The sequence below is a fragment of the Enterobacter sp. MGH 24 genome (genome assembly GCF_000493015.1).
In the GTDB taxonomy this organism is placed as follows: Bacteria; Pseudomonadota; Gammaproteobacteria; order Enterobacterales; family Enterobacteriaceae; genus Enterobacter.
Genome location: NZ_KI535657.1, coordinates 1,401,152 through 1,423,276, shown reverse-complemented (window position 1 = coordinate 1,423,276; position 22,125 = coordinate 1,401,152). Strand labels below are relative to the sequence as shown.

21 protein-coding genes are annotated in these 22,125 nt (G+C 56.2%); 11 read left to right on the top strand and 10 right to left on the bottom strand.

Going from position 1 to position 22,125, the window contains the following annotated elements; translation table 11 throughout:
- Positions 1–34: 34 nt before the first annotated feature.
- Positions 35–970, top strand: coding sequence for a LysR family transcriptional regulator (locus tag L370_RS15075; RefSeq protein WP_023333934.1), 936 nt, complete (start codon positions 35–37; stop codon positions 968–970).
- 34 nt (positions 971–1,004) lie between these two features.
- On the opposite strand, the gene gyrB is transcribed toward L370_RS15075, so the two are convergent.
- The 4 genes from gyrB to dnaA are packed head-to-tail and all read right to left on the bottom strand — an operon-like array spanning position 1,005 to position 7,017.
- Positions 1,005–3,416: a DNA topoisomerase (ATP-hydrolyzing) subunit B gene (gene gyrB, locus L370_RS15080; protein WP_023333933.1), complete on the bottom strand. Its 2,412-nt coding sequence runs from the start codon at positions 3,414–3,416 to the stop codon at positions 1,005–1,007.
- Between the two features lie 28 nt (positions 3,417–3,444).
- Positions 3,445–4,518: a DNA replication/repair protein RecF gene (recF, locus tag L370_RS15085; protein WP_023333932.1), complete on the bottom strand. Its 1,074-nt coding sequence runs from the start codon at positions 4,516–4,518 to the stop codon at positions 3,445–3,447.
- Positions 4,518–5,618, bottom strand: a complete 1,101-nt coding sequence (gene dnaN, locus L370_RS15090; protein WP_008500170.1) for a DNA polymerase III subunit beta — start codon at positions 5,616–5,618, stop codon at positions 4,518–4,520. The genes recF and dnaN overlap by 1 nt, the downstream gene beginning before the upstream one ends.
- A gap of 4 nt (positions 5,619–5,622) precedes the next feature.
- Positions 5,623–7,017 (bottom strand): chromosomal replication initiator protein DnaA, encoded by a 1,395-nt coding sequence (dnaA, locus tag L370_RS15095; protein WP_010426558.1) that lies wholly within the window; start codon positions 7,015–7,017, stop codon positions 5,623–5,625.
- A 599-nt stretch (positions 7,018–7,616) separates the two neighbouring features.
- Between dnaA and rpmH the strand changes: the two genes are divergently transcribed.
- The 9 genes from rpmH (at position 7,617) to L370_RS15130 (ending at position 15,132) form a co-directional block, all read left to right on the top strand.
- Positions 7,617–7,757: a 50S ribosomal protein L34 gene (gene rpmH / locus L370_RS0121830; RefSeq protein ID WP_000831330.1), complete on the top strand. Its 141-nt coding sequence runs from the start codon at positions 7,617–7,619 to the stop codon at positions 7,755–7,757.
- A gap of 16 nt (positions 7,758–7,773) precedes the next feature.
- On the top strand, positions 7,774–8,133 hold the full coding sequence (rnpA, locus tag L370_RS15100) for a ribonuclease P protein component (RefSeq protein WP_032640303.1): 360 nt from the start codon (positions 7,774–7,776) through the stop codon (positions 8,131–8,133).
- Positions 8,097–8,354 carry a membrane protein insertion efficiency factor YidD gene (gene yidD / locus L370_RS22615; RefSeq protein WP_001307474.1) on the top strand — a complete coding sequence of 86 codons (258 nt, stop codon included), beginning with the start codon at positions 8,097–8,099 and terminating at the stop codon, positions 8,352–8,354. Before rnpA ends, yidD begins: the two co-directional genes overlap by 37 nt.
- A 2-nt stretch (positions 8,355–8,356) precedes the next feature.
- On the top strand, positions 8,357–9,997 hold the full coding sequence (gene yidC / locus L370_RS15105) for a membrane protein insertase YidC (protein ID WP_023333931.1): 1,641 nt from the start codon (positions 8,357–8,359) through the stop codon (positions 9,995–9,997).
- Between the two features lie 72 nt (positions 9,998–10,069).
- Positions 10,070–11,434: a tRNA uridine-5-carboxymethylaminomethyl(34) synthesis GTPase MnmE gene (gene mnmE / locus L370_RS15110; protein WP_023333930.1), complete on the top strand. Its 1,365-nt coding sequence runs from the start codon at positions 10,070–10,072 to the stop codon at positions 11,432–11,434.
- A 110-nt stretch (positions 11,435–11,544) separates the two neighbouring features.
- Positions 11,545–12,720, top strand: a complete 1,176-nt coding sequence (locus L370_RS15115; protein ID WP_032640308.1) for an MFS transporter — start codon at positions 11,545–11,547, stop codon at positions 12,718–12,720.
- On the top strand, positions 12,689–13,660 hold the full coding sequence (yidZ, locus tag L370_RS15120) for an HTH-type transcriptional regulator YidZ (protein ID WP_023333928.1): 972 nt from the start codon (positions 12,689–12,691) through the stop codon (positions 13,658–13,660). Before L370_RS15115 ends, yidZ begins: the two co-directional genes overlap by 32 nt.
- Before the next feature lie 122 nt (positions 13,661–13,782).
- The gene (locus L370_RS15125; RefSeq protein ID WP_023333927.1) at positions 13,783–14,529 is read left to right on the top strand and encodes a 4'-phosphopantetheinyl transferase family protein; all 747 of its coding nucleotides are present in this window, start codon (positions 13,783–13,785) and stop codon (positions 14,527–14,529) included.
- Between the two features lie 36 nt (positions 14,530–14,565).
- The gene (locus L370_RS15130) at positions 14,566–15,132 is read left to right on the top strand and encodes an NADPH-dependent FMN reductase (protein WP_014833835.1); all 567 of its coding nucleotides are present in this window, start codon (positions 14,566–14,568) and stop codon (positions 15,130–15,132) included.
- Between the two features lie 91 nt (positions 15,133–15,223).
- Here the strand turns inward: L370_RS15130 and adeP are convergent, their stop codons facing one another.
- A complete protein-coding gene (gene adeP, locus L370_RS15135) occupies positions 15,224–16,561 on the bottom strand; it encodes an adenine permease AdeP (RefSeq protein ID WP_148243918.1) in 1,338 nt (445 codons plus the stop codon).
- Between the two features lie 165 nt (positions 16,562–16,726).
- Here adeP and yieH point away from each other — a divergent pair, with 165 nt between their 5' ends.
- Positions 16,727–17,392: a 6-phosphogluconate phosphatase gene (yieH, locus tag L370_RS15140; RefSeq protein WP_023333925.1), complete on the top strand. Its 666-nt coding sequence runs from the start codon at positions 16,727–16,729 to the stop codon at positions 17,390–17,392.
- A gap of 86 nt (positions 17,393–17,478) precedes the next feature.
- Here yieH and phoU read toward each other — a convergent pair whose 3' ends face one another.
- The 5 genes from phoU to pstS form a co-directional block, all read right to left on the bottom strand.
- Entirely contained in the window at positions 17,479–18,204 is a 726-nt protein-coding gene (gene phoU, locus L370_RS15145; protein WP_008500182.1) for a phosphate signaling complex protein PhoU, read from the bottom strand.
- 26 nt (positions 18,205–18,230) lie between these two features.
- On the bottom strand, positions 18,231–19,004 hold the full coding sequence (gene pstB, locus L370_RS15150; RefSeq protein WP_010426574.1) for a phosphate ABC transporter ATP-binding protein PstB: 774 nt from the start codon (positions 19,002–19,004) through the stop codon (positions 18,231–18,233).
- A gap of 47 nt (positions 19,005–19,051) precedes the next feature.
- Entirely contained in the window at positions 19,052–19,942 is an 891-nt protein-coding gene (gene pstA, locus L370_RS15155) for a phosphate ABC transporter permease PstA (RefSeq protein ID WP_023309794.1), read from the bottom strand.
- Entirely contained in the window at positions 19,942–20,901 is a 960-nt protein-coding gene (gene pstC / locus L370_RS15160; protein WP_023333924.1) for a phosphate ABC transporter permease PstC, read from the bottom strand. Before pstC ends, pstA begins: the two co-directional genes overlap by 1 nt.
- A 128-nt stretch (positions 20,902–21,029) precedes the next feature.
- Positions 21,030–22,070 carry a phosphate ABC transporter substrate-binding protein PstS gene (gene pstS, locus L370_RS15165; protein WP_008500186.1) on the bottom strand — a complete coding sequence of 347 codons (1,041 nt, stop codon included), beginning with the start codon at positions 22,068–22,070 and terminating at the stop codon, positions 21,030–21,032.
- Positions 22,071–22,125: the final 55 nt, after the last annotated feature.

Genomic DNA, 22,125 nt, shown 5'->3' with positions numbered 1-22,125 from the left:
TTTCTCTTTATTGACGCCAGAATAGATACAATCCATGACCGATACGCTGAAGGATATTCCTGTTTTTGTGGCCGCCGTTGAGGCGGGAAGTTTTGCTCAGGCCGCCATCCGTCTGCATTTGTCACGCTCGGCGGTTGGAAAAAGCATTGCCCGCCTTGAAGAGCGGCTGGGGGTACGTCTTTTTCAACGCACCACCCGCAGCCAGAGTCTGACCGATAACGGCGCCCTTTTTTATGAACGCTGCCTGCGCGCGCTGGAGGAGATTCGGGGTGCGGAATCGCTGCTTGAAACCGGGAAACAGCAGGTCAGCGGCCGCCTGCGCGTTGCCATGCCGGTGCTGTTTGGTCGCCAGTGTGTCGCCCCGCTGCTGATAGCGCTGGCGCAGGAACACCCCGGGCTTGAACTGGAAATGTCATTCAGCGACCGCGTGGTGGATCTGGTCGAGGAAGGGTTTGATATGGCGGTGCGTAACGGCACGCTTCAGGACAGCAGCGTGCTGGTCGCCAGAAAGCTGGGAGAACACCGCATGGTGTTGTGCGCCGCGCCGGAGTATCTGCAGAAGAAAGGCCAGCCACAAAGCGTTAATGATTTACCCCAGCATACGGCCATTAACTATTTGAGCGCAGGCAGAGTATTGTCCTGGCAGCTGATGGATAACGAAGGAACGTCGCACACCTTTACGCCCCGATCGTCGCTCAATATGGATGATTTGCAGGCGATCTGCGACGCTGCGCTGGCCGGACACGGCATTGCATGGCTGCCCTGCTGGATGGTCGTCAACGATATTCACCAGGGTAAACTCATCCCGCTCCTGAAGCAGGCGCCGGATGTGCATTTCAACGTTCATGCCGTGTGGCAGCAGACGCCGCATCTGCCGCTGAGGGTAAGAATAGCGATAGATACGCTGGCGAGCCGTTTACCGTCCGTGATGTCGCTGGATATGCCTGCGCCCACAAAAAAGCCGCGCTAAAAGCGCGGCCAGTTTTCGAGCGGTATAACGACGATTAAATATCGATATTTGCCGCTTTCAGGGCGTTCTCTTCGATGAAGGCACGACGTGGTTCAACCGCATCGCCCATCAGGGTCGTAAACAGCTGGTCTGCAGCAATAGCGTCCTTAACGGTGACGCGCAGCATGCGGCGGCTTTCCGGATCCATAGTGGTTTCCCACAGCTGGTCCGGGTTCATTTCGCCCAGACCTTTATAACGCTGGATCGCGAGGCCACGACGGGACTCTTTCACCAGCCAGTCCAGCGCCTGCTCGAAGCTGGCTACCGGCTGACGACGTTCGCCACGTTCGATGAACGCATCATCTTCAATCAAGCCGCGCAGCGTCTCGCCGAGCGTGCAGATACGACGGTATTCCGGCCCGGTCACAAACTCGTGCTCCAGCGGGTAGTCGGTATCCACGCCGTGGGTACGCACGCGAATAATAGGCTCGAACTGCTTATCGGCGTTCTGCTGGATATCGCATTTCCACATGCTGCCGTGCTGCTCTTTCTCGTTGAGATCGGTCACCAGGGCGTTCACCCAGCGGGTCACGGTCTGCTCGTCGCTCAGATCGGCTTCGGTCAGGGTCGGCTGATAAACCAGCTCCTTCAGCAGCGTTTTCGGATAACGTCGTTCCATACGCGTGATCATTTTCTGCGTGGCGTTGAACTCGGACACCAGACGCTCCAGCGGCTCACCGGCCAGTGCAGGGGCGTGCGAGTTCGCGTGCAGGGTCGCGCCATCAAGGGCGATTGCGATTTGGTACTGATCCATCGCTTCGTCGTCTTTGATGTACTGTTCCTGCTTGCCTTTCTTCACTTTGTACAGCGGCGGCTGTGCAATGTAGACGTGGCCACGCTCAACGATTTCAGGCATCTGACGATAGAAGAAGGTCAACAGCAGCGTACGGATGTGCGAGCCGTCGACGTCCGCATCGGTCATGATGATGATGCTGTGGTAGCGCAGTTTGTCCGGGTTGTACTCGTCGCGACCAATGCCGCAGCCGAGCGCGGTGATGAGCGTCGCCACTTCCTGAGAAGAGAGCATCTTGTCGAAACGGGCTTTCTCAACGTTGAGGATTTTACCCTTCAGAGGCAGGATAGCCTGGTTCTTACGGTTACGGCCCTGCTTCGCAGAACCGCCCGCGGAGTCCCCTTCCACGAGGTACAGTTCGGACAGCGCCGGGTCGCGTTCCTGGCAGTCAGCCAGTTTGCCCGGCAGGCCTGCGAGATCCAGCGCGCCTTTACGACGGGTCATTTCACGGGCTTTACGCGCCGCTTCACGGGCACGCGCCGCATCAATAATTTTGCCCACCACGATTTTCGCGTCGGACGGGTTTTCCAGCAGGTATTCGCTCAGCAGTTCGTTCATCTGCTGTTCAACCGCCGATTTCACCTCGGAAGAGACCAGCTTGTCTTTGGTCTGTGAGGAGAACTTCGGATCCGGCACCTTCACGGAGACAACGGCAATCAGGCCTTCACGGGCGTCGTCACCGGTGGCGCTGACTTTCGCTTTCTTGCTGTAGCCTTCTTTGTCCATGTAGGCGTTCAGGGTACGGGTCATCGCCGCACGGAAGCCTGCAAGGTGCGTACCGCCGTCACGCTGTGGAATGTTGTTGGTGAAGCAGTAGATGTTTTCCTGGAAACCGTCGTTCCACTGCAGCGCCACTTCCACGCCGATACCGTCTTTTTCAGTGGAGAAGTAGAAGATATTCGGGTGAATTGGCGTTTTGTTCTTGTTCAGATACTCAACGAACGCTTTGATGCCACCTTCGTAATGGAAGTGGTCTTCTTTGCCGTCACGCTTGTCGCGCAGGCGAATAGAGACGCCGGAGTTCAGGAACGACAGTTCACGCAGGCGTTTCGCCAGGATGTCGTACTCGAATTCGGTGACGTTGGTGAAGGTTTCATGGCTCGGCCAGAAACGCACCATGGTACCGGTTTTGTCGGTATCGCCGGTAACGGCCAGCGGTGCCTGCGGCACGCCGTGCGTATAGAGCTGACGGTGAATTTTGCCTTCGCGCTGAATAACCAGCTCCAGCTTCTGCGACAGCGCGTTAACCACGGAGACGCCTACGCCGTGCAGGCCGCCGGAAACTTTATAGGAGTTATCGTCGAACTTACCGCCTGCGTGCAGGACGGTCATGATCACTTCCGCGGCAGAGACGCCCTCTTCCGGGTGAATACCGGTTGGGATGCCGCGTCCATCATCGGTGACGGAGACGGAGTTGTCCGCATGGATGGTGACCACGATGTCTTTACAGTGACCCGCGAGCGCTTCGTCGATAGCGTTATCTACCACCTCGAATACCATGTGGTGCAGACCGGTGCCGTCATCCGTGTCGCCGATATACATACCCGGGCGCTTACGCACCGCATCCAGTCCTTTCAGGACTTTGATACTGGAGGAGTCATAAGAATTCGACATCAACGTTTCTCGCTCATTTCAACTTGGGTTAATCCGTTATTTTACCCTTTTCCACGGTAAACATCTTCGAATTTTCGTCCGACATGTCTAGAACGTGTTCAGCGCTAATGGCGCTGACGAAAACCTGCGACTGCGTGGCTTTTAAGCGGCTGGCAAGCAGCCCGCGCCGCGCGTCGTCAAGTTCCGAGGCAAAATCATCTATCAGGTACAGGCAGCGTCTTCCGCTCTCGCGGGTGAGAAACTCTCCCTGTGCCAGGCGCAGCGCACACATCAGGAGCTTGAGCTGCCCGCGCGACAGCGTGTCTTCCACCGGTGCACCGTCAGCACGAATGCGGAAATCCGCCTTGTGCGGACCGTGTGCGGTGTAGGTCAACATGCGGTCGCGCTCGAAGCTTCTCTCTAACACCTCGGCATAATCCGTCTCTTTCTCCCAGCCGCGCTGGAAGGAGAAGGTGAGAGAGAATTCGGGTAAAAACTGTTTGCAGGTGTCGGCCATGTCTTCGGCGATACCTGCGCTGTATTCGGCACGCCAGCGGCTGATTTGTTCCGCGAGAGGGATTAACTCCATGTCCCACGGACGCAGCTGGGCGTAGCGTGTCACCTGGCGCAGTGCAGCGTTACGCTGCTTGAGCAGACGCTTCAGGTTGCTCCAGGCGTTAAAGAAACCGGCTTCGTTGTGAAAGCATCCCCAGTCGAGGAACGCTCTTCTGTATTTGGGGCCGCCGTTGAGTAAAGTAAACCCCTCCGGCGTAATCAGCTGCATTGGCATCAGCAGCGCCAGCTCCGCCACCTTATGGCCGTCGGTGCCGTCGATACGCACCTTGCTGTCGCCCTGCTTGTCTTTGGTCAGGCCAATGGCGGTTTCCCGCTCTGCGCCCTGCAAACGTCCGTGCAGAACAAAAGATTCCTGCTCGTGGCGAATGACGCGACCAATCTGCAAACTGCGAAACGCCCGGCCGTGGCCGAGCGTATAGATGGCTTCCAGCACGCTGGTTTTGCCGCTGCCGTTTGCGCCAACCAGGAAGTTAAAGCCAGGGGATAAAGCGAGATCCGCGCTTTCGATATTGCGAAAGTCGCGGATCAACAGACGGGTGAGCGACATTACAGTCTCATTGGCATGACAACATAGGCAGCCGACTGTGATGCGGCATCTTCAATCTGTACGCTTGAAACGGAGTCGGTCAGCAGGATACGCACGTTCTCGCATTTCAGCGCGTTCAGCACATCCAGCACGTAGCTGACGTTAAAGCCGATTTCCATCTCAGCCCCGGCATAGGTGACGTCCAGAATCTCTTCTGCCTCTTCCTGCTCCGGGTTGTTAGCGGTGATTTTGATCTGGTTTTCGCTCACGTACAGGCGCACGCCGCGGAATTTCTCGTTAGAGAGGATGGCCGCACGGGCAAAGGCCTGCTTGAGGCTATCGCAGCCTGCTTCCAGCGTTTTGTCCGGGTTCTTCGGCAATACGCGGCGATAATCCGGGAAACGACCGTCAACCAGCTTCGACGTGAAGACAAAATCCCCCACGTGTGCGCGGATGTTGTTGCTGCCAATCTGCACGCGCAGCGGCGTGTCGCCACCGTCGAGCATACGCATCAGCTCAATCACCCCTTTACGCGGTACGATCACCGAATGGTTTGGCAGTGAATCGCCAATCGGCATAGAACAGACCGCCAGACGGTGGCCGTCGGTGGCTACGGTACGCAGCTCTTCACCTTCGGTTTCGAACAGCATGCCGTTTAAGTAGTAACGAACGTCCTGATGCGCCATGGAGAACTGCGTGGCTTCAATCAGACGCTTCATCGTCGCCTGCGGCAGGGTAAATTCAACTTCACTCTGCCAGTCGTCCAGGTTCGGGAAGTCCGCAGCAGGCAGCGTGGAGAGCGAGAAACGGCTGCGGCCAGAGCGCACCAGCATACGGTCGCCTTCCAGCTGCACGGCAATTTCAGCGCCTTCCGGCAGCCCGCGGCAGATGTCAAAGAATTTACGTGCCGGAACCGTGGTCGCGCCCGCGTCGTGCGGCTGCGTCAGCGTAACGCGCGCGATCATTTCCATTTCCAGATCTGTACCGGTCAGCGACAGCGTACCGTCCGCGACCTGAAGCAGCAGGTTTCCGAGAATAGGCAGCGTTGGGCGGCCGCCTAATGGGCCACTCACCTGTTGCAGCGGTTTTAATAAATGTTCACGTTCAACGGTAAATTTCATAGCGTCACGATGATAATGTTCTGATTAGATTGGAAAAATCTTCTTTTATGTCGTGGCTTTCTTCGCGTAACTGCTCAATCTTACGACAAGCGTGCAGCACGGTCGTATGGTCACGGCCACCAAACGCGTCCCCGATTTCCGGCAGACTGTGGTTGGTTAACTCCTTTGCCAGCGCCATCGCCATCTGACGCGGTCGCGCCACCGAGCGGGAACGACGTTTAGACAGTAAATCTGCCACTTTGATCTTGTAGTACTCAGCCACCGTCTTCTGAATATTGTCGATAGTGACCAGTTTTTCCTGCAAAGCCAATAAATCGCGCAGCGCTTCACGCACAAAATCGATGGTGATCGCCCGACCGGTGAAGTTGGCGTTGGCGATAACGCGGTTCAGCGCCCCTTCCAGCTCACGCACGTTGGAACGCAGGCGCTTGGCAATGAAGAACGCCACTTCACCCGGCAGGCGAATGTCGTTCTCGTCGGCTTTTTTCATCAGGATCGCGACGCGGGTTTCCAGCTCCGGCGGCTCGATCGCCACGGTCAGTCCCCAGCCGAAGCGGGATTTCAGACGATCTTCAACGCCATTGATCTCTTTTGGATAACGATCCGAGGTCAAAATGATCTGCTGATTGCCTTCCAGCAGGGCATTGAAGGTGTGGAAAAACTCTTCCTGCGATCGTTCTTTATTGGCAAAGAACTGGATGTCATCGATCAGCAGGGCGTCAACGGAACGATAGTAGCGTTTAAACTCTTCGATCGCATTGTTTTGCAGGGCTTTTACCATGTCCTGAACGAAGCGCTCGGAGTGCATATACACCACTTTGGCATTGGGCTTGCGCGCCATAATGCCGTTGCCCACCGCATGCAGCAGGTGCGTTTTACCCAGACCCGTGCCGCCATAAAGGAACAGCGGGTTGTAGGCCCCACCAGGGTTGTCAGCAACCTGGCGAGCCGCCGCGCGCGCCAGCTGGTTCGACTTACCTTCAACGAAGTTATCAAACGTGTGTTTCACGTTAACGTTAGAGCGGTAGGTTGGCTCAGCCGGTGCAGGAACATTATCCCAGCCCTGACGAGCGGGTGCGACGCGAGGGGCCGGCGCGGGCGCGGCCTGAGCAGGCGCTGCGACGTTCACGGTTTCACGAACGGTTTGGGTAACCGGCTTTGTGCCCACTTCAAAGCGCAGCTGCGGGGCATCTGACCCGCAGAAATCGTTCAGCAGTCCATTGATGTTATTAAGGTACTTGTCCCTTACCCAATCGAGCACAAAACGGTTTGGCGCATACAAAGCCAGCGTGTTATCGCTCAGTTCCGCCTGCAACGGGCGGATCCACATACTGAATTCTGTGGCTGGTAACTCATCCTGCAATCGGGCAAGACACTGCTGCCAAAGCGAAAGTGACACGGCGGACTCCACTCGAACAATAAAAGAAAACTATTGAATATTCATGATTGTTGGCGCACATCGACATGACCCTGTGTAAAGGGGGACGTGCGAATTGCTATCTGCAATTTATCCTGACCAGGATCCTGGGATCCCGATCGGGACCGCGGATCATAGCCTAAACTGAGCCAGAGATCTTCTGTTTCTCACAGATTCTTCCCGATTTATCCACAGGAAGATCCGAAACCGGGTAAGTGTAAACGATCCTGGCGCGAGTGCCCCGCGATTTAGTCCGCATATTGGAAAAATTAATGAGCACAGACAATTTATTGCTTAAATGATCTAACGAAGATCCGGGACGATCCTTGCGCTTTATCGTTGAGCCCGTATAATCCTCGACCCGGCGCGTGATGCTCATCTTCCTGCGTCGTCCGTTGCTCATTTTCCACGCGAAAACGTGCGGAAATACGCGGGAAATAAGGAAAGAGAATTGACTCCGGAGTGTACAATTATTACAATCCGGCCTCTTTAATCACCCACGCTGAGGCGTTAGTCGTTCGAAACTCGTTCGGGTATACGCAAAAGTCAGTGAATTTATTCAAGTTTAGGTAGAAATCGCCATGAAACGCACTTTTCAACCGTCTGTACTGAAGCGCAACCGTTCTCACGGCTTCCGTGCTCGTATGGCTACTAAAAATGGTCGTCAGGTTCTGGCACGTCGTCGTGCTAAAGGCCGCGCTCGTCTGACCGTTTCCAAGTAATAAAGCTAACCCCTGAGTGGTTAAGCTAGCATTTCCCAGGGAGTTACGTTTGTTAACTCCCGCTCATTTCACTTTCGTCTTCCAGCAGCCACTACGGGCTGGCACGCCGCAAATCACCATCCTCGGCCGCCAAAATTCGCTGGGGCATCCCCGCATCGGTCTCACAGTCGCCAAGAAAAATGTTAAGCGTGCGCATGAACGCAATCGGATTAAACGTCTGACGCGTGAAAGCTTCCGTTTACGTCAGCACGAACTGCCTTCAATGGATTTCGTGGTGGTGGCGAAGAAAGGGGTTGCCGACCTCGATAACCGTGCTCTCTCGGAAGCGTTGGAAAAATTATGGCGCCGCCACTGTCGCCTGGCTCACGGGTCCTGATAGCCCTCATTCGGGTCTATCAACGCCTGATTAGTCCGCTACTCGGGCCGCACTGCCGTTTCACACCAACATGCTCAAGCTACGGAATTGAGGCATTGCGCAGGTTTGGAGTGATAAAAGGCAGTTGGTTGACGGTGAAACGCGTATTAAAATGCCACCCTTTACACCCAGGTGGAGACGACCCCGTCCCCCCAGGACCCTTTGATACCAGAGAACACTAACGATGGATTCGCAACGCAATCTTCTTATCATCGCTTTGTTGTTCGTGTCTTTCATGATCTGGCAGGCATGGGAGCAGGATAAAAATCCTCAACCCCAGCAGCAGACCACGCAGACGACGAACAGCCAGGGGAGTGCCGCCGACCAGGGCGTACCGGCCAGTGGCCAGGGGAAACAGATTACGGTTAAGACCGATGTGCTTGAGCTGACAATCAACACCCGTGGTGGTGATGTTGAGCAGGCGCTGCTGTTGACCTACCCGAAAGAGCTGAAGTCTACCGAACCGTTCCAGTTACTGGAAACCACGCCTGAGTTTATCTACCAGGCGCAGAGCGGCCTGACCGGTCGTGATGGCCCGGATAACCCGGCTAACGGTGCGCGTCCACTGTATACCGTCGAGAACGACACCTTTGTACTGGCTGATGGTCAGAACGAACTCGCGATCCCGATGACGTACACCGACGCCGCAGGCAACACCTTCACCAAAACCTTCACCCTGAAACGCGGTGAATATGCGGTGAACGTGGGCTATAGCGTACAGAACGCCGGCGAGAAACCGCTGGAAATCTCTACCTTTGGTCAGCTTAAGCAGTCCATCAATCTGCCGTCTCACCGTGACACCGGAAGCAGCAACTTTGCGCTGCATACCTTCCGTGGCGCGGCGTACTCCACGCCAGACGCGAAGTATGAGAAATACAAATTCGACACCATTGCCGATAACGAAAACCTGAACGTCAGCTCCAAAGGCGGTTGGGTAGCAATGCTGCAACAGTATTTCGCGACCGCATGGATCCCAAATAACGACGGTACCAATAACTTCTACACCGCGAACCTGGGTAACGGTATTGCAGCCATCGGCTACAAATCACAGCCGGTTCTGGTTCAGCCGGGTCAAACCGGTAAGCTGGCAAGCACCCTGTGGGTCGGCCCGGAAATCCAGGACAAAATGGCCGCTGTTGCGCCGCACCTGGATCTGACCGTTGATTACGGCTGGTTGTGGTTCATCTCTCAGCCGCTGTTTAAGCTGCTGAAGTTCATCCACAGCTTCCTGGGTAACTGGGGCTTCTCCATCATCGTTATCACCTTCATCGTTCGTGGCATCATGTACCCGCTGACTAAAGCGCAGTACACCTCCATGGCGAAGATGCGCATGCTGCAGCCGAAGATTCAGGCAATGCGTGAGCGTCTGGGCGATGACAAACAGCGTCAGAGCCAGGAAATGATGGCCCTGTATAAAGCAGAGAAAGTAAACCCACTGGGTGGTTGCTTCCCGCTGCTGATTCAGATGCCAATCTTCCTTGCGCTGTACTACATGCTGATGGGCTCCGTTGAACTGCGCCACGCGCCGTTCGCCCTGTGGATCCATGACCTGTCCGCACAGGACCCGTACTACATCCTGCCGATCCTGATGGGCGTGACGATGTTCTTCATCCAGAAGATGTCGCCGACCACCGTGACCGACCCGATGCAGCAGAAGATCATGACCTTTATGCCGGTCATCTTCACGGTGTTCTTCCTGTGGTTCCCGTCAGGTCTGGTGCTGTACTATATCGTCAGCAACCTGGTGACCATCATCCAGCAGCAGCTGATTTACCGTGGTCTGGAAAAACGTGGCCTGCATAGCCGCGAAAAGAAAAAGTCCTGATTCGGTAAGTTAACGCTAAAATAAGGGCGGTCGATTGACCGCCTTTTTTATTTGTATTGAACGAGACCAACCATGAGCCATAACGACACTATCGTCGCCCAGGCAACCCCACCGGGACGCGGTGGTGTAGGCATTCTGCGCATCTCCGGCCTGAAGGCGCGCGAGGTGGCCGAAGCGGTGCTGGGTAAACTGCCAAAGCCGCGCTACGCTGATTACCTGCCGTTTAAAGACACCGACGGCACGCCGCTGGACCAGGGCATTGCGCTGTGGTTCCCCGGGCCGAACTCCTTTACGGGCGAAGACGTGCTGGAGCTGCAGGGCCACGGCGGCCCGGTTATCCTCGACCTGCTGTTAAAACGTATTCTGACCCTGCCTGGCCTGCGCATAGCGAAGCCGGGCGAGTTCTCCGAGCGTGCCTTCCTGAACGACAAGCTCGACCTGGCACAGGCCGAGGCGATTGCTGATCTGATCGACGCCAGCTCGGAACAGGCGGCCCGCTCCGCCCTGAACTCGTTGCAGGGCGCATTCTCCGCACGTGTGAATCACCTTGTGGAAGCACTTACTCACCTTAGGATCTACGTGGAAGCGGCTATCGACTTCCCGGATGAGGAGATCGATTTCCTCTCTGACGGTAAAATCGAAGCGCAGCTCAACCAGGTGATGAACGATCTCGACGCCGTGCGTGCCGAAGCGCGTCAGGGCAGCCTGCTGCGCGAAGGGATGAAAGTGGTGATTGCCGGACGCCCTAACGCCGGGAAATCGAGCCTGCTGAACGCCCTGGCGGGCCGTGAAGCGGCCATCGTGACCGACATTGCCGGTACCACCCGCGACGTGCTGCGCGAGCATATCCACATCGACGGAATGCCGCTGCATATTATCGACACAGCAGGCCTGCGCGACGCCAGCGACGAGGTCGAACGCATCGGTATCGAACGCGCCTGGCAGGAGATTGAGCAGGCCGACCGCGTGCTGTTTATGGTGGACGGCACCACGACCGACGCCGTGGACCCGGCAGAGATCTGGCCGGACTTTATCGCCCGCCTGCCGGCTAAGCTGCCGATCACCGTGGTGCGCAACAAAGCGGACGTCACTGGCGAAACGCTGGGCATCAGCGATGTGAACGGTCACTCACTGATTCGCCTGTCGGCGCGTACCGGTGAAGGCGTTGACGACCTGCGTAACCATCTCAAGCAGAGCATGGGCTTTGACACCAGCATGGAAGGCGGCTTCCTGGCGCGTCGCCGTCACCTGCAGGCGCTGGAAGAGGCGGCGAACCACCTTGTTCAGGGTAAAGCGCAGCTGATCGGCGCGTGGGCGGGCGAGCTGCTGGCGGAAGAGCTGCGTCTGGCGCAGCAGAATCTGAGCGAGATCACCGGGGAGTTTACGTCGGACGATCTGCTCGGAAGGATTTTCTCGAGCTTCTGTATCGGTAAGTAACCCCCCTGATTGATGGTGATTTCCTCCTGGGAAATCACCATTGTCCAAATGGCAACTCGCTTAATCCCCCCATGCCCCCTATCCTGCATGCCTGCATCTATGGGGGGTTTATGGCGCGTTTTCTGTTTTGTAGTTTCGCATTAGTTCTGCTTTATCCGTCCGGCATTGATATGTATCTGGTGGGATTACCGCACATCGCGCGCGATCTGGGTGCCAGCGAAGCGCAGCTGCACATCGCGTTTTCGGCCTACCTCGCGGGGATGGCGTCGTCGATGGTGTTTGCCGGGAAGATCGCGGATAAGGCAGGCCGTCAGCCTGTCGCCATAACCGGCGCCATCATTTTTGCCCTGGCCTCTCTTCTCTGTTCACAGGCGCAGAACAGCGCCTTGTTCCTGACTGGACGGTTTATCCAGGGCATTGGCGCCGGTGGCTGCTACGTCGTCGCGTTTGCCATTTTGCGCGACACCTTAAGCGCCCAGCGTCGCGCTAAGGTACTTTCGATGCTGAACGGTATTACCTGCATCATCCCGGTGCTGGCTCCGGTCGTAGGGTATCTGATCATGCTGAAATTCCCGTGGCAGAGCCTGTTCTGGACCATGGCGGCGATGGGCGCGCTGGTGTTTGTCCTGTCCATCACCGTGCTGAAAGAGACCCACCCGGGCTCGCAGAATACCGGTCATACCCCAACGATTCACCCGGCCGAGAAGCTGCTTAACCGCTTTTTCCTCAGTCGTCTGGCCGTGACCACGTTAAGCGTGGCGGTGATCCTGACCTATGTAAACGTTTCCCCGGTTTTACTGATGGAAACCATGGGCTTCGATCGGGGTGAGTATTCGACGGTAATGGCGCTAACCGCCATGGTCAGTATGGCAGTCTCGTTTTCTACCCCGTTTGCGCTAAATGTGTTCAGCCAGCGCACGCTGATGCTGACCTCACAGGTTTTATTCCTCACGGCGGGCGTGCTCCTGGCGACCGCCAGCTCGCATGCGGTGATGCTGGTGGGTATTACCCTCATTTGTGCCGGGTTCTCGGTTGGCTTTGGCGTGGCGATGAGTCAGGCGCTTGGCCCCTTCTCGCTGCGGGCAGGCGTGGCAAGCTCGGTGCTGGGCATTGCGCAGGTCTGCGGCTCGTCACTGTGGATTTGGCTGGCGGCGGTCATCGGGCTTAACGCGCTGAATATGCTGATCGGGGTTCTGATTGGCTGTAGCATACTGTGCATTACCTTACTTACGGTCATCCGGCCCGCGGCGCATTATGAAGAAGCCCATCAGCAGTCTCGATCTTAACCTGTTGCTGTGCCTGCAGCTTTTGCTGCAGGAGCGCAGCGTTACCAAAGCCGCGAAGCGGATGAACGTGACGCCGTCAGCGGTGAGCAAATCGCTGGCCAAGCTGCGCGACTGGTTTGACGACCCGCTGTTTGTGAAAACGCCGCTAGGGCTGCTCCCTACGCCCCTGACGGTGAGCCTGGAACAGGATCTAGCCGACTGGATGCAAATCGGCAACCAGATCCTCGATAAATTTCACCATGATTCCCCAGGCGGGCTAACGTTCGTGCTGGCCGCCGAAACGCCATTGATGCTGATCCGGTTTAATACCCTGCTGGAGCAGGTGAACCAGCGCTATCCGCAGGCGACGGTGAAGATGCGTCACTGGGATTACGACTCGCTGGACGCCATTACGCGTGGAGAGGTGGATCTGGGATTCACCGGACGCGAAACACACCCGCGATCGCGTGAATTGCTGAAGCTAATGCCGTGGTTCATCGACTATGAGATCCTGTTCAGCGACCGTCCGTGCGTGTATCTGCGCGAGGATCACCCTGCGCTACAGGATGAATGGAACCTCGAGACCTTCCTGCGCTACCCGCATATCAGTATCTTCTGGGAACGTAGCGACACCTGGGCGCTGGATGAGGTGCTAAAGGAGATGGGGCGCGAGCGCAATATCGCCATGTGCCTGCCGGGGTTCGAACAGGCAATGTTTATGGCGGCGCAGCCCGGCCATAACTATATCGCCACGGCTCCGCACTACTGCCACCACTACAATGAACTCCACCAGCGGAAGCTGATCGCGCTTCCGATTCCCATTGACGAAGCGCAGGCTGAAAAGCTTACCGTTCCCTTCACGCTGATCTGGCATAAACGGAACAGCCATAATCCGAAAATCCTCTGGCTGCGGGAAACTATCAAGGCGCTGTACGGTGCCAGCGATCCAATTTTTGCCTAAGAAAATGTAAAGTTCGGTCCTAAGGCTTCTCTTACTCCCATTTACTGATTAAAACAGGAGTCAAGTTAAGCGATAATCATGTAACCGTTTAACCGATTACGACCATTATCAGGGAGCGAAAAATGGCTACGCACTTTGCAAGAGGGATACTTACGGAAGGACGTCTCGTATCGGCAAGAATTTCTTCAGCCTGTCACAGTGAAGCACTCACTCTCCCGGAACACCGGAGGACGCGGTTTTTAGCGTCCAGAGCGCTTCTCGCAGAACTGCTGTTTATGCTGTACGGCACCAGCGAGCTGCCGGACATCATTACCCAACCCGAAGGCCGCCCGGTCTTTGCCGACCCGGATCTCCCTCGTTTTTCGATTGCCTACACGGGCAATATCATTGGCGTCGCACTGACCACCGAAGGGGATTGTGGGCTCGATATGGAACTTCAGCGCGCGACGCGCAGCTTCCATGGCGGTAATGCGCATGAAGACTATCCGCTCTCCAGCAATGAGAAGCTGTGGGTCCGCAACCAGAACGATCCTGTCGAAGCCAGAGCCCAGCTCATTACCTTGCGCCAGAGCATTCGCAAGCTCTGTGGATGCGCCTCAGACGACGCCAGCCTGCTGCAGCTGCTGCCAGGCTCCGGACGTCTGCGTGCCACTCAGGCCACGCTGGTAGAGGCGCTCAGTGACGCAGAGGATGTGCTCATCTGGTCCATTGCAGTTACCCCCGCCATCGAACGCATGAAAATCTGGGAATTTGACAGTCAACAGGGATGGCGTAGCCTTCCTGATGTGCCCGAGCGCGCCAACGAGCCCGCCGCACGTCTGATGCGTTTAACCAGTTTACCAGCAGAAAAAGCATTCACCCTTAGCTGATCCAATCAGGGTCATCATGATGAAACAGGAGTAATCATGTCTGATACGTTGAAAGTAGTTACGTTACTGGGAAGCCTGCGCAAAGGTTCATTTAACGGGATGGTTGCCCGCACGCTGCCACAGCTGGCACCGGCAGGAATGGAAATTAGCGCCCTGCCGTCTATTGGCGATATTCCGCTGTATGATGCGGATGTCCAGCAGGAAGAAGGGTTCCCGCAGAGCGTTGAGGCGCTGGCAGAGCAGATCCGCCAGGCCGACGGCGTGGTCATCGTCACGCCGGAGTATAACTACTCGGTGCCGGGTGGCCTGAAGAATGCCATCGACTGGCTGTCCCGTTTACCTGAGCAGCCGCTGTCAGGCAAACCGGTGCTGATCCAGACCAGCTCAATGGGCGCGATTGGCGGCGCGCGCTGCCAGTATCATCTGCGTCAGATCCTGGTATTCCTGGATGCGATGGTCATGAACAAGCCGGAGTTTATGGGTGGTGTGATTCAGAACAAGGTCGACCCGCAAACGGGTGAAGTGGTGGATCAGAGCACGCGCGATCATCTGTCGGGCCAACTGACGGCGTTTGGGGATTATATTAAGCGGGTTAAAGCCTGATAAAAAAGCCCGGTGGCGCTAGCGCTTACCGGGCCTACACTCGTCAGTAGGTCAGGTAAGCGAAGCGCCACCTGACACCACAAACCGCACCTTAGTGCGCGTCAATAAACACAATCTTCAGCACAAACAGCAGCGCCACAACAATCACGCATGGACTGAGGTCGCGGAAGCGGCCGGTACCGATCTTCATTATGCAGTAAGAGATAAAGCCCAGCGCGATACCTTCGGTAATCGAGAAGCTGAACGGCATCATCACGGCGGTAATAAACGCCGGCACCGCTTCGGTTAAATCATCCCACTTCACGCGTGACAGGCTGGAGGTCATCAGCACCCCCACATAGATCAGCGCGCCGGCTGCCGCATACGGTGGAACCATACCCGCCAGCGGAGAGAGGAAGATCACCAGCAGGAAGAGAATACCCACGACCACTGCCGTCAGGCCGGTACGGCCGCCCACGGACACGCCGGAAGAAGATTCAATGTACGCGGTAACGGACGAGGTTCCGATAAAAGCACCGGTCACAGAGGAGACGCTGTCCACAAACAGCGCCTGCTTCATGCGCGGGAATTTCCCTTTTTCATCCGCCAGACCCGCTTTGTCGGTCACGCCAATCAGCGTGCCGGAGGAGTCAAACAGGTTGACCAGCATGAAGGAGAAAATCACGCCCGCCAGGCCCAGGTTCAGGGAACCCGCCAGATCGACGTGACCAATCACGGTAGAAACGCTCGGTGGCGCGGAGACGATACCGTTATAGTGAACGTCGCCCAGCATCCAGCCCAGCAGCGTGGTCACCACGATGGAGACCAGCACCGCCGCGTGAATATTGCGAGAAGCCAGGATCGCGATGATAAAGAAGCCCAGCACGCCCAGCAGCACGTTATGAGAGGTCAGGTGACCGATGCTCACCAGCGTATCCGGGTTCGCCACGATAACGCCGGCGTTTTTCAGCCCCATCATACCGATGAACAGACCGATACCGCTGGTGATGCCCACGCGCAGGCTCACTGGAATGTTTGCAATCATCCAGTAACGCACGCGGAAAATGGTCAGCAGCAGCAGACCAACCGCGCCCCAGAAGATGGCGCCCATACCAACCTGCCACGGCAGACCCATCGCCTGAACGACCACGAACGCGAAGAACGCATTCAGGCCCATTGCCGGTGCCAGCGCAACCGGCAGGTTAGCGAACACGCCCATCAGAATGCTGCCAAGGGCCGCGATCAGACAGGTGGTCACGAAGACGGCGCTGGTATCCATGCCAGCAACGCCCAGAATTTGAGGGTTCACAAAAACGATATAGACCATCGTCAGGAAGGTGGTGAAACCAGCGATCACTTCGGTGCGTGCCGTTGTGCCGTGCTCGCGCAGTTTAAAAACGCGCTCAAGCAGACCCTGACCAGATGTCTGGGTAGTGTGTTGTTGACTCATCATCAATTTCCGAACAAGGAGGGAAAATTCGTCGCTATCCTATACCAAAATGCGACAATAGTGGCGGTTACGTGATACTTTTTTCATTGATTTTGCTTATACGGCAACGATTGCGTCCCGGTGAACTGCCGTACGTAAACGTTAAACTTGTTAAAAGGGAAAGGCATGTCCGGAATTGAAGCGGTATTTTTCGACTGCGACGGTACGCTGGTCGACAGTGAGGTCATTTGTTCCCGCGCGTATGTCACTATGTTCAAGGAATTTGGCATTACGCTGGAACTCGAAGAGGTGTTTAAGCGCTTTAAGGGCGTGAAGCTCTACGAGATCATCGACATCATTAACGAAGAACACGGTGTGGATCTGGCGAAAACGGATCTGGAGCCAGTGTACCGCGCCGAGGTCGCACGCCTGTTTGATTCGGAGCTGGAGGTCATTCCGGGCGCAAACGCGCTGCTGGATGCGATGACGGTGCCTGTCTGCGTCGTTTCTAACGGCCCGGTTAGCAAAATGCAGCACTCGCTGGGCAAGCTTGAGATGTTGCACCATTTCCCGGAAAAATTGTTCAGCGGCTACGATATCCAGCGCTGGAAGCCGGACCCGGCGCTGATGTTCCATGCGGCAAAAGCGATGAACGTCAACGTAGAGAACTGCATTCTGGTGGATGACTCGTCTGCGGGCGCGCAGTCGGGGATTGATGCGGGGATGGAGGTGTTTTACTTCTGCGCCGATCCGCACAACAAGCCGATCGATCATCCAAACGTGACGACCTTTACCGATCTGGCACAGTTGCCGGAACTGTGGAAGGCGCGCGGGTGGGATATTACACGCTGAAAAAAACAAAGCCGGATGGCGCTAACGCTTATCCGGCCTACAGGGCTCGTAGGGCGGGTAAGCGCTAGCGCCACCCGCCACAAATATCACTCTTTCGGATCTTTACCCGCCAGCAGCTTGTCCAGCTCATCGCCGCCCACGTGACGGAAGTCCTGCCCCTTCACGAAGTAGAAAATGTATTCGCAAATGTTCTGGCAGCGGTCGCCGATACGCTCGATGGAGCGCGCGCAGAACAGGGCAGTCAGTACGCTTGGGATCGTACGTGAATCTTCCATCATGTAGGTCATCAGCTGACGCACGATGCCTTCATACTCCTGGTCGACCTTCTTGTCTTCACGGTAGATACGCACCGCTTCGTCCAGGTCCATACGCGCAAAGGCATCCAGCACGTCATGCAGCATCTGCACCGTGTGGCGGCCCAGCGACTCCAGGCTCACCAGCAGCGGCTGGTGTTGCTGAGAGAACTTCTCCAGCGCGGTGCGGCAGATTTTATCCGCAACGTCACCAATACGCTCCAGCTCGGCGATGGTTTTGATGATCGCCATCACCAGACGCAGGTCGCTCGCCGTCGGCTGACGTTTCGCGATAATGCGCACGCAGGCCTCGTCGATAGCCACTTCCATCATGTTGACGTTTTTGTCGCCTTCAATGACGCGCTTCGCCAGCTCGCTGTCCTGGTTGTGCATTGCCGTAATCGCATCAGAAAGCTGCTGCTCGACCATGCCGCCCATGGTCATTACCTGGGTGCGAATGCTTTCCAGCTCTGCGTTGAACTGGCCGGAAATGTGTTTATTAAGATTGAGGTTGTCCATGGTTTCTCCACATGCACTAAGGCAAATCAACCGTAGCGGCCAGTAATGTAATCTTCGGTTTGTTTCTTCGCGGGCCTGGTGAACAGCGCGTCCGTATCGCTGAACTCAATCAACTCGCCCAGGTACATAAACGCCGTGTGATCGGAACAACGTGCAGCCTGCTGCATGTTATGGGTCACGATAACCACGGTGTAATCCTGCTTCAGCTCGGTGATCAGCTCTTCAATACGGCCGGTTGAGATCGGGTCCAGCGCTGAACACGGCTCATCCAGCAGCAACACTTCCGGGCGAATAGCGATACCGCGCGCAATGCACAGACGCTGCTGCTGACCACCGGAAAGAGAGTAACCGCTCTGGTGCAACTTATCTTTGGTTTCGTTCCATAATGCGGCCTTGGTCAAAGCCCACTGCACGCGCTCGTCCATATCGGCACGGGAGAGCTTTTCAAACAGGCGAACGCCGAACGCGATGTTGTCATAAATGGACATCGGGAAGGGCGTTGGTTTCTGGAACACCATCCCCACTTTGGCGCGCAGCAGGGCAATATCCTGAGCCTGGGTCAGAATGTTTTCACCGTCCAGGATGATTTCACCTTCAGCGCGCTGCTCCGGATAGAGCGAATACATTTTGTTAAAGGTACGCAGCAGCGTGGATTTTCCGCAGCCGGACGGACCGATAAATGCCGTGACCTGGTTCTTCGCGATATCCAGGTTGATATTCTTCAGGGCATGGAATTTGCCGTAGTAGAAGTTCAAATCACGAACCTGAATCTTACCCGGGGCAGTATCAACCATACTCATTGACTCATTTCCTCATTCGGCGCCGCGAGCTGCCGCGCCGTAAAAAATTAACCGTGTTTCTTCTTCGCGAAAATGACGCGCGCCAGAATGTTCAGCAACAGTACGCAAAGGGTAATGATCAGCACCCCGGCCCAGGCCAGCTGCTGCCATTCCGCGAATGGGCTCATCGCAAATTTAAAGATCGTCACCGGCAGGTTGGCGATCGGCTGCATCATGTCCGTGCTCCAGAACTGGTTGGAGAGAGACGTAAACAGCAGCGGCGCCGTTTCACCTGCGATACGCGCAACCGCCAGCAGGATACCGGTCATGATCCCTGAGACGGACGCCTTCAGCGTAATCGCAGAGATCATCTTCCATTTCGGCGTACCCAGCGCATAAGCCGCTTCACGCAGGCTGTCCGGCACCAGTTTCAGCATGTTCTCGGTGGTACGAATAACAATCGGCACCTGCAGCAGCGCCAGGGCAATCACACCCGCCCAGCCGGAGAAGTGTTCCATCTGCGCCACCACCACGGTGTAAACAAACAGACCCACGACGATAGACGGGGCTGACAGCAGAATGTCGTTGATGAAGCGAATCACTTCCGCCAGCCAGGATTTACGACCGTATTCTGCCAGGTAGATGCCCGCCATGATGCCCAGCGGCGTGCCGAAGACCGTCGCCCACAGGATCAGCAGGCCGCTGCCCGCCAGGGCATTCGCCAGGCCACCACCCGCCGTGTTCGGCGGCGGCGTCATCTCGGTGAACAGCGACAGTGACATCCCGTCAATCCCGCGAACGACCGTCGAGAAGAGGATCCAGACCAGCCAGAACAGGCCGAATGCCATCGTCGCCATAGAGAGCGACAGGGCAATACGGTTTTTCATGCGGCGTCTGGCCTGCATTTTGCGGCGGGATTCCGCCAGTTCAGCGGTAGCTTGCATTTCGAGAGTGGCCATTAGCGTGCTCCCTCATTTTTAGCGAGGCGCATAATCATCAGCTTGGAAATCGCCAGAACAATGAAGGTGATAACGAACAGAATCAGACCCAGCTCCATCAGCGCCGCCACGTGCAGACCCGATTCCGCTTCCGCAAATTCATTCGCCAGCGCCGAGGTAATACTGTTACCCGGCATGTAGAGCGACACGCTGTCGAGCTGGTAGGTGTTACCGATGATAAAGGTGACCGCCATGGTTTCACCCAGCGCACGACCTAAGCCCAGCATCACGCCCCCGATCACCCCATTTTTGGTGAACGGAAGGACAATGCGCCAGATAACTTCCCAGGTGGTGCAGCCGATGCCGTAGGCCGACTCTTTCATCATCACCGGCGTTTGTTCGAAGACATCGCGCATAACCGCCGCAATGTACGGAATAATCATGATGGCGAGGATCACACCTGCCGCCAGAATGCCGATACCGAAAGCCGGGCCGGAGAACAGGGCACCCACAAACGGAATGGCAGAAAGAACGTTACCGACCGGTTCCTGGAAGTATGTGGCGAACAGCGGAGCAAAGATGAACAGGCCCCACATGCCGTAAACGATACTCGGAATGGCCGCCAGCAGTTCGATGGCGATCCCTAGCGGACGACGCAGCCAGCCCGGCGCCAGCTCCGTCAGGAACAGGGCAATACCAAAGCTCACCGGAACCGCAATCAGCAGGGCGATGAACGAGGTCACCAGCGTGCCGTAAATCGGCACCAGGGCACCGTAGATGTCGTTCGGCGCGTCCCACTCTTTGGTCCACAGGAAGGAGAAACCGAATTTCTGGATGCTCGGCCATGAGGAGAAAATCAGAGACACGATAATGCCGCCCAGCAGCAATAGCACAATCAGCGCAGCCAGTTTTACCAGCGCGCTGAAAATCATGTCACCTTTTTTACCCGGAGGGTTAAATGCAGGCTTGGTTGCAGCCATAAATTACTCTTCTGTTTGAGACGTTTTTACGAATATGCCCGGTGGCGCTGACGCTTACCGGGCCTACAGCTTAAACCGTAGGGCGGGTAAGCGCAGCGCCACCCGCCATCTTCGTTAAATATATCCTGTTAGTACAGCGCTTTACCGCTGCTGTCTTTCACGTTGGTTTTCCATGCAGCGCGAATCTGCTCAACCACGTTGTCCGGCAGGGTAGCGTAATCCAGGGCGTTAGCCTGTTTGCCGCCGTTTTTGTACGCCCAGTCGAAGAACTTCAGCACTTCGGCGCCCTGCTCAGGTTTCTTCTGCTCTTTGTGAACCAGGATGAAGGTGGTAGAGGTGATTGGCCATGCACCTTCGCCTTTCTGGTTAGTCAGATCCTGCGCGAAGGATTTGCTCCAGTCAGCGCCTTTCGCGGCGTTAGCAAAGTTCTCTTCGGTCGGGCTAACCGGTTTGCCGTCGGCTGAAACCAGTTTGGTGTAGGACAGGTTGTTCTGCTTAGCGTACGCATACTCTACGTAACCAATTGAGCCAGGCAGACGCTGTACGAACGCGGCGATACCGTCGTTACCTTTACCGCCCAGACCGGTTGGCCAGTTAACGGTAGAGCCGGAGCCGACTTTAGACTTCCACTCTTCGTTCACTTTTGCCAGGTAGCTGGTGAACACGAAAGAGGTACCGGAACCATCCGCACGGCGAACCACGGCGATGTTCTGAGAAGGCAGCTTCAGGCCTGGGTTGAGTTTAGCGATCGCTTCGTCATCCCATTTTTTGATTTTGCCCAGGTAGATGTCACCCAGGGTTTTGCCGTCCAGCACCAGCTCACCCGACTTCACGCCCGGCAGGTTGATGGCCAGAACCACGCCACCGATCACGGTCGGGAACTGGAACAGGCCTTCCTGAGCCAGTTTGTCATCAGACAGCGGAGCGTCTGATGCGCCGAAATCAACCGTGTTCGCGGTAATTTGTTTAACGCCACCGGAGGAGCCGATACCCTGATAGTTAACCTTGTTACCGGTTTCTTTCTGGTAGGTATCCGCCCATTTGGCATACACCGGCGCAGGGAAGGTTGCACCAGCGCCAGTCAGGCTTGCTTCTGCAAATACAGAGAACGCGCTCAGAGATAAGGTCGCGGCGACAACAGTTGCGACAGTGGTACGCATAACTTTCATAATGTCTCCTGCAAGGATTTCGTAAATCATTGTTTAAGTGGCTACGATGAGCAAA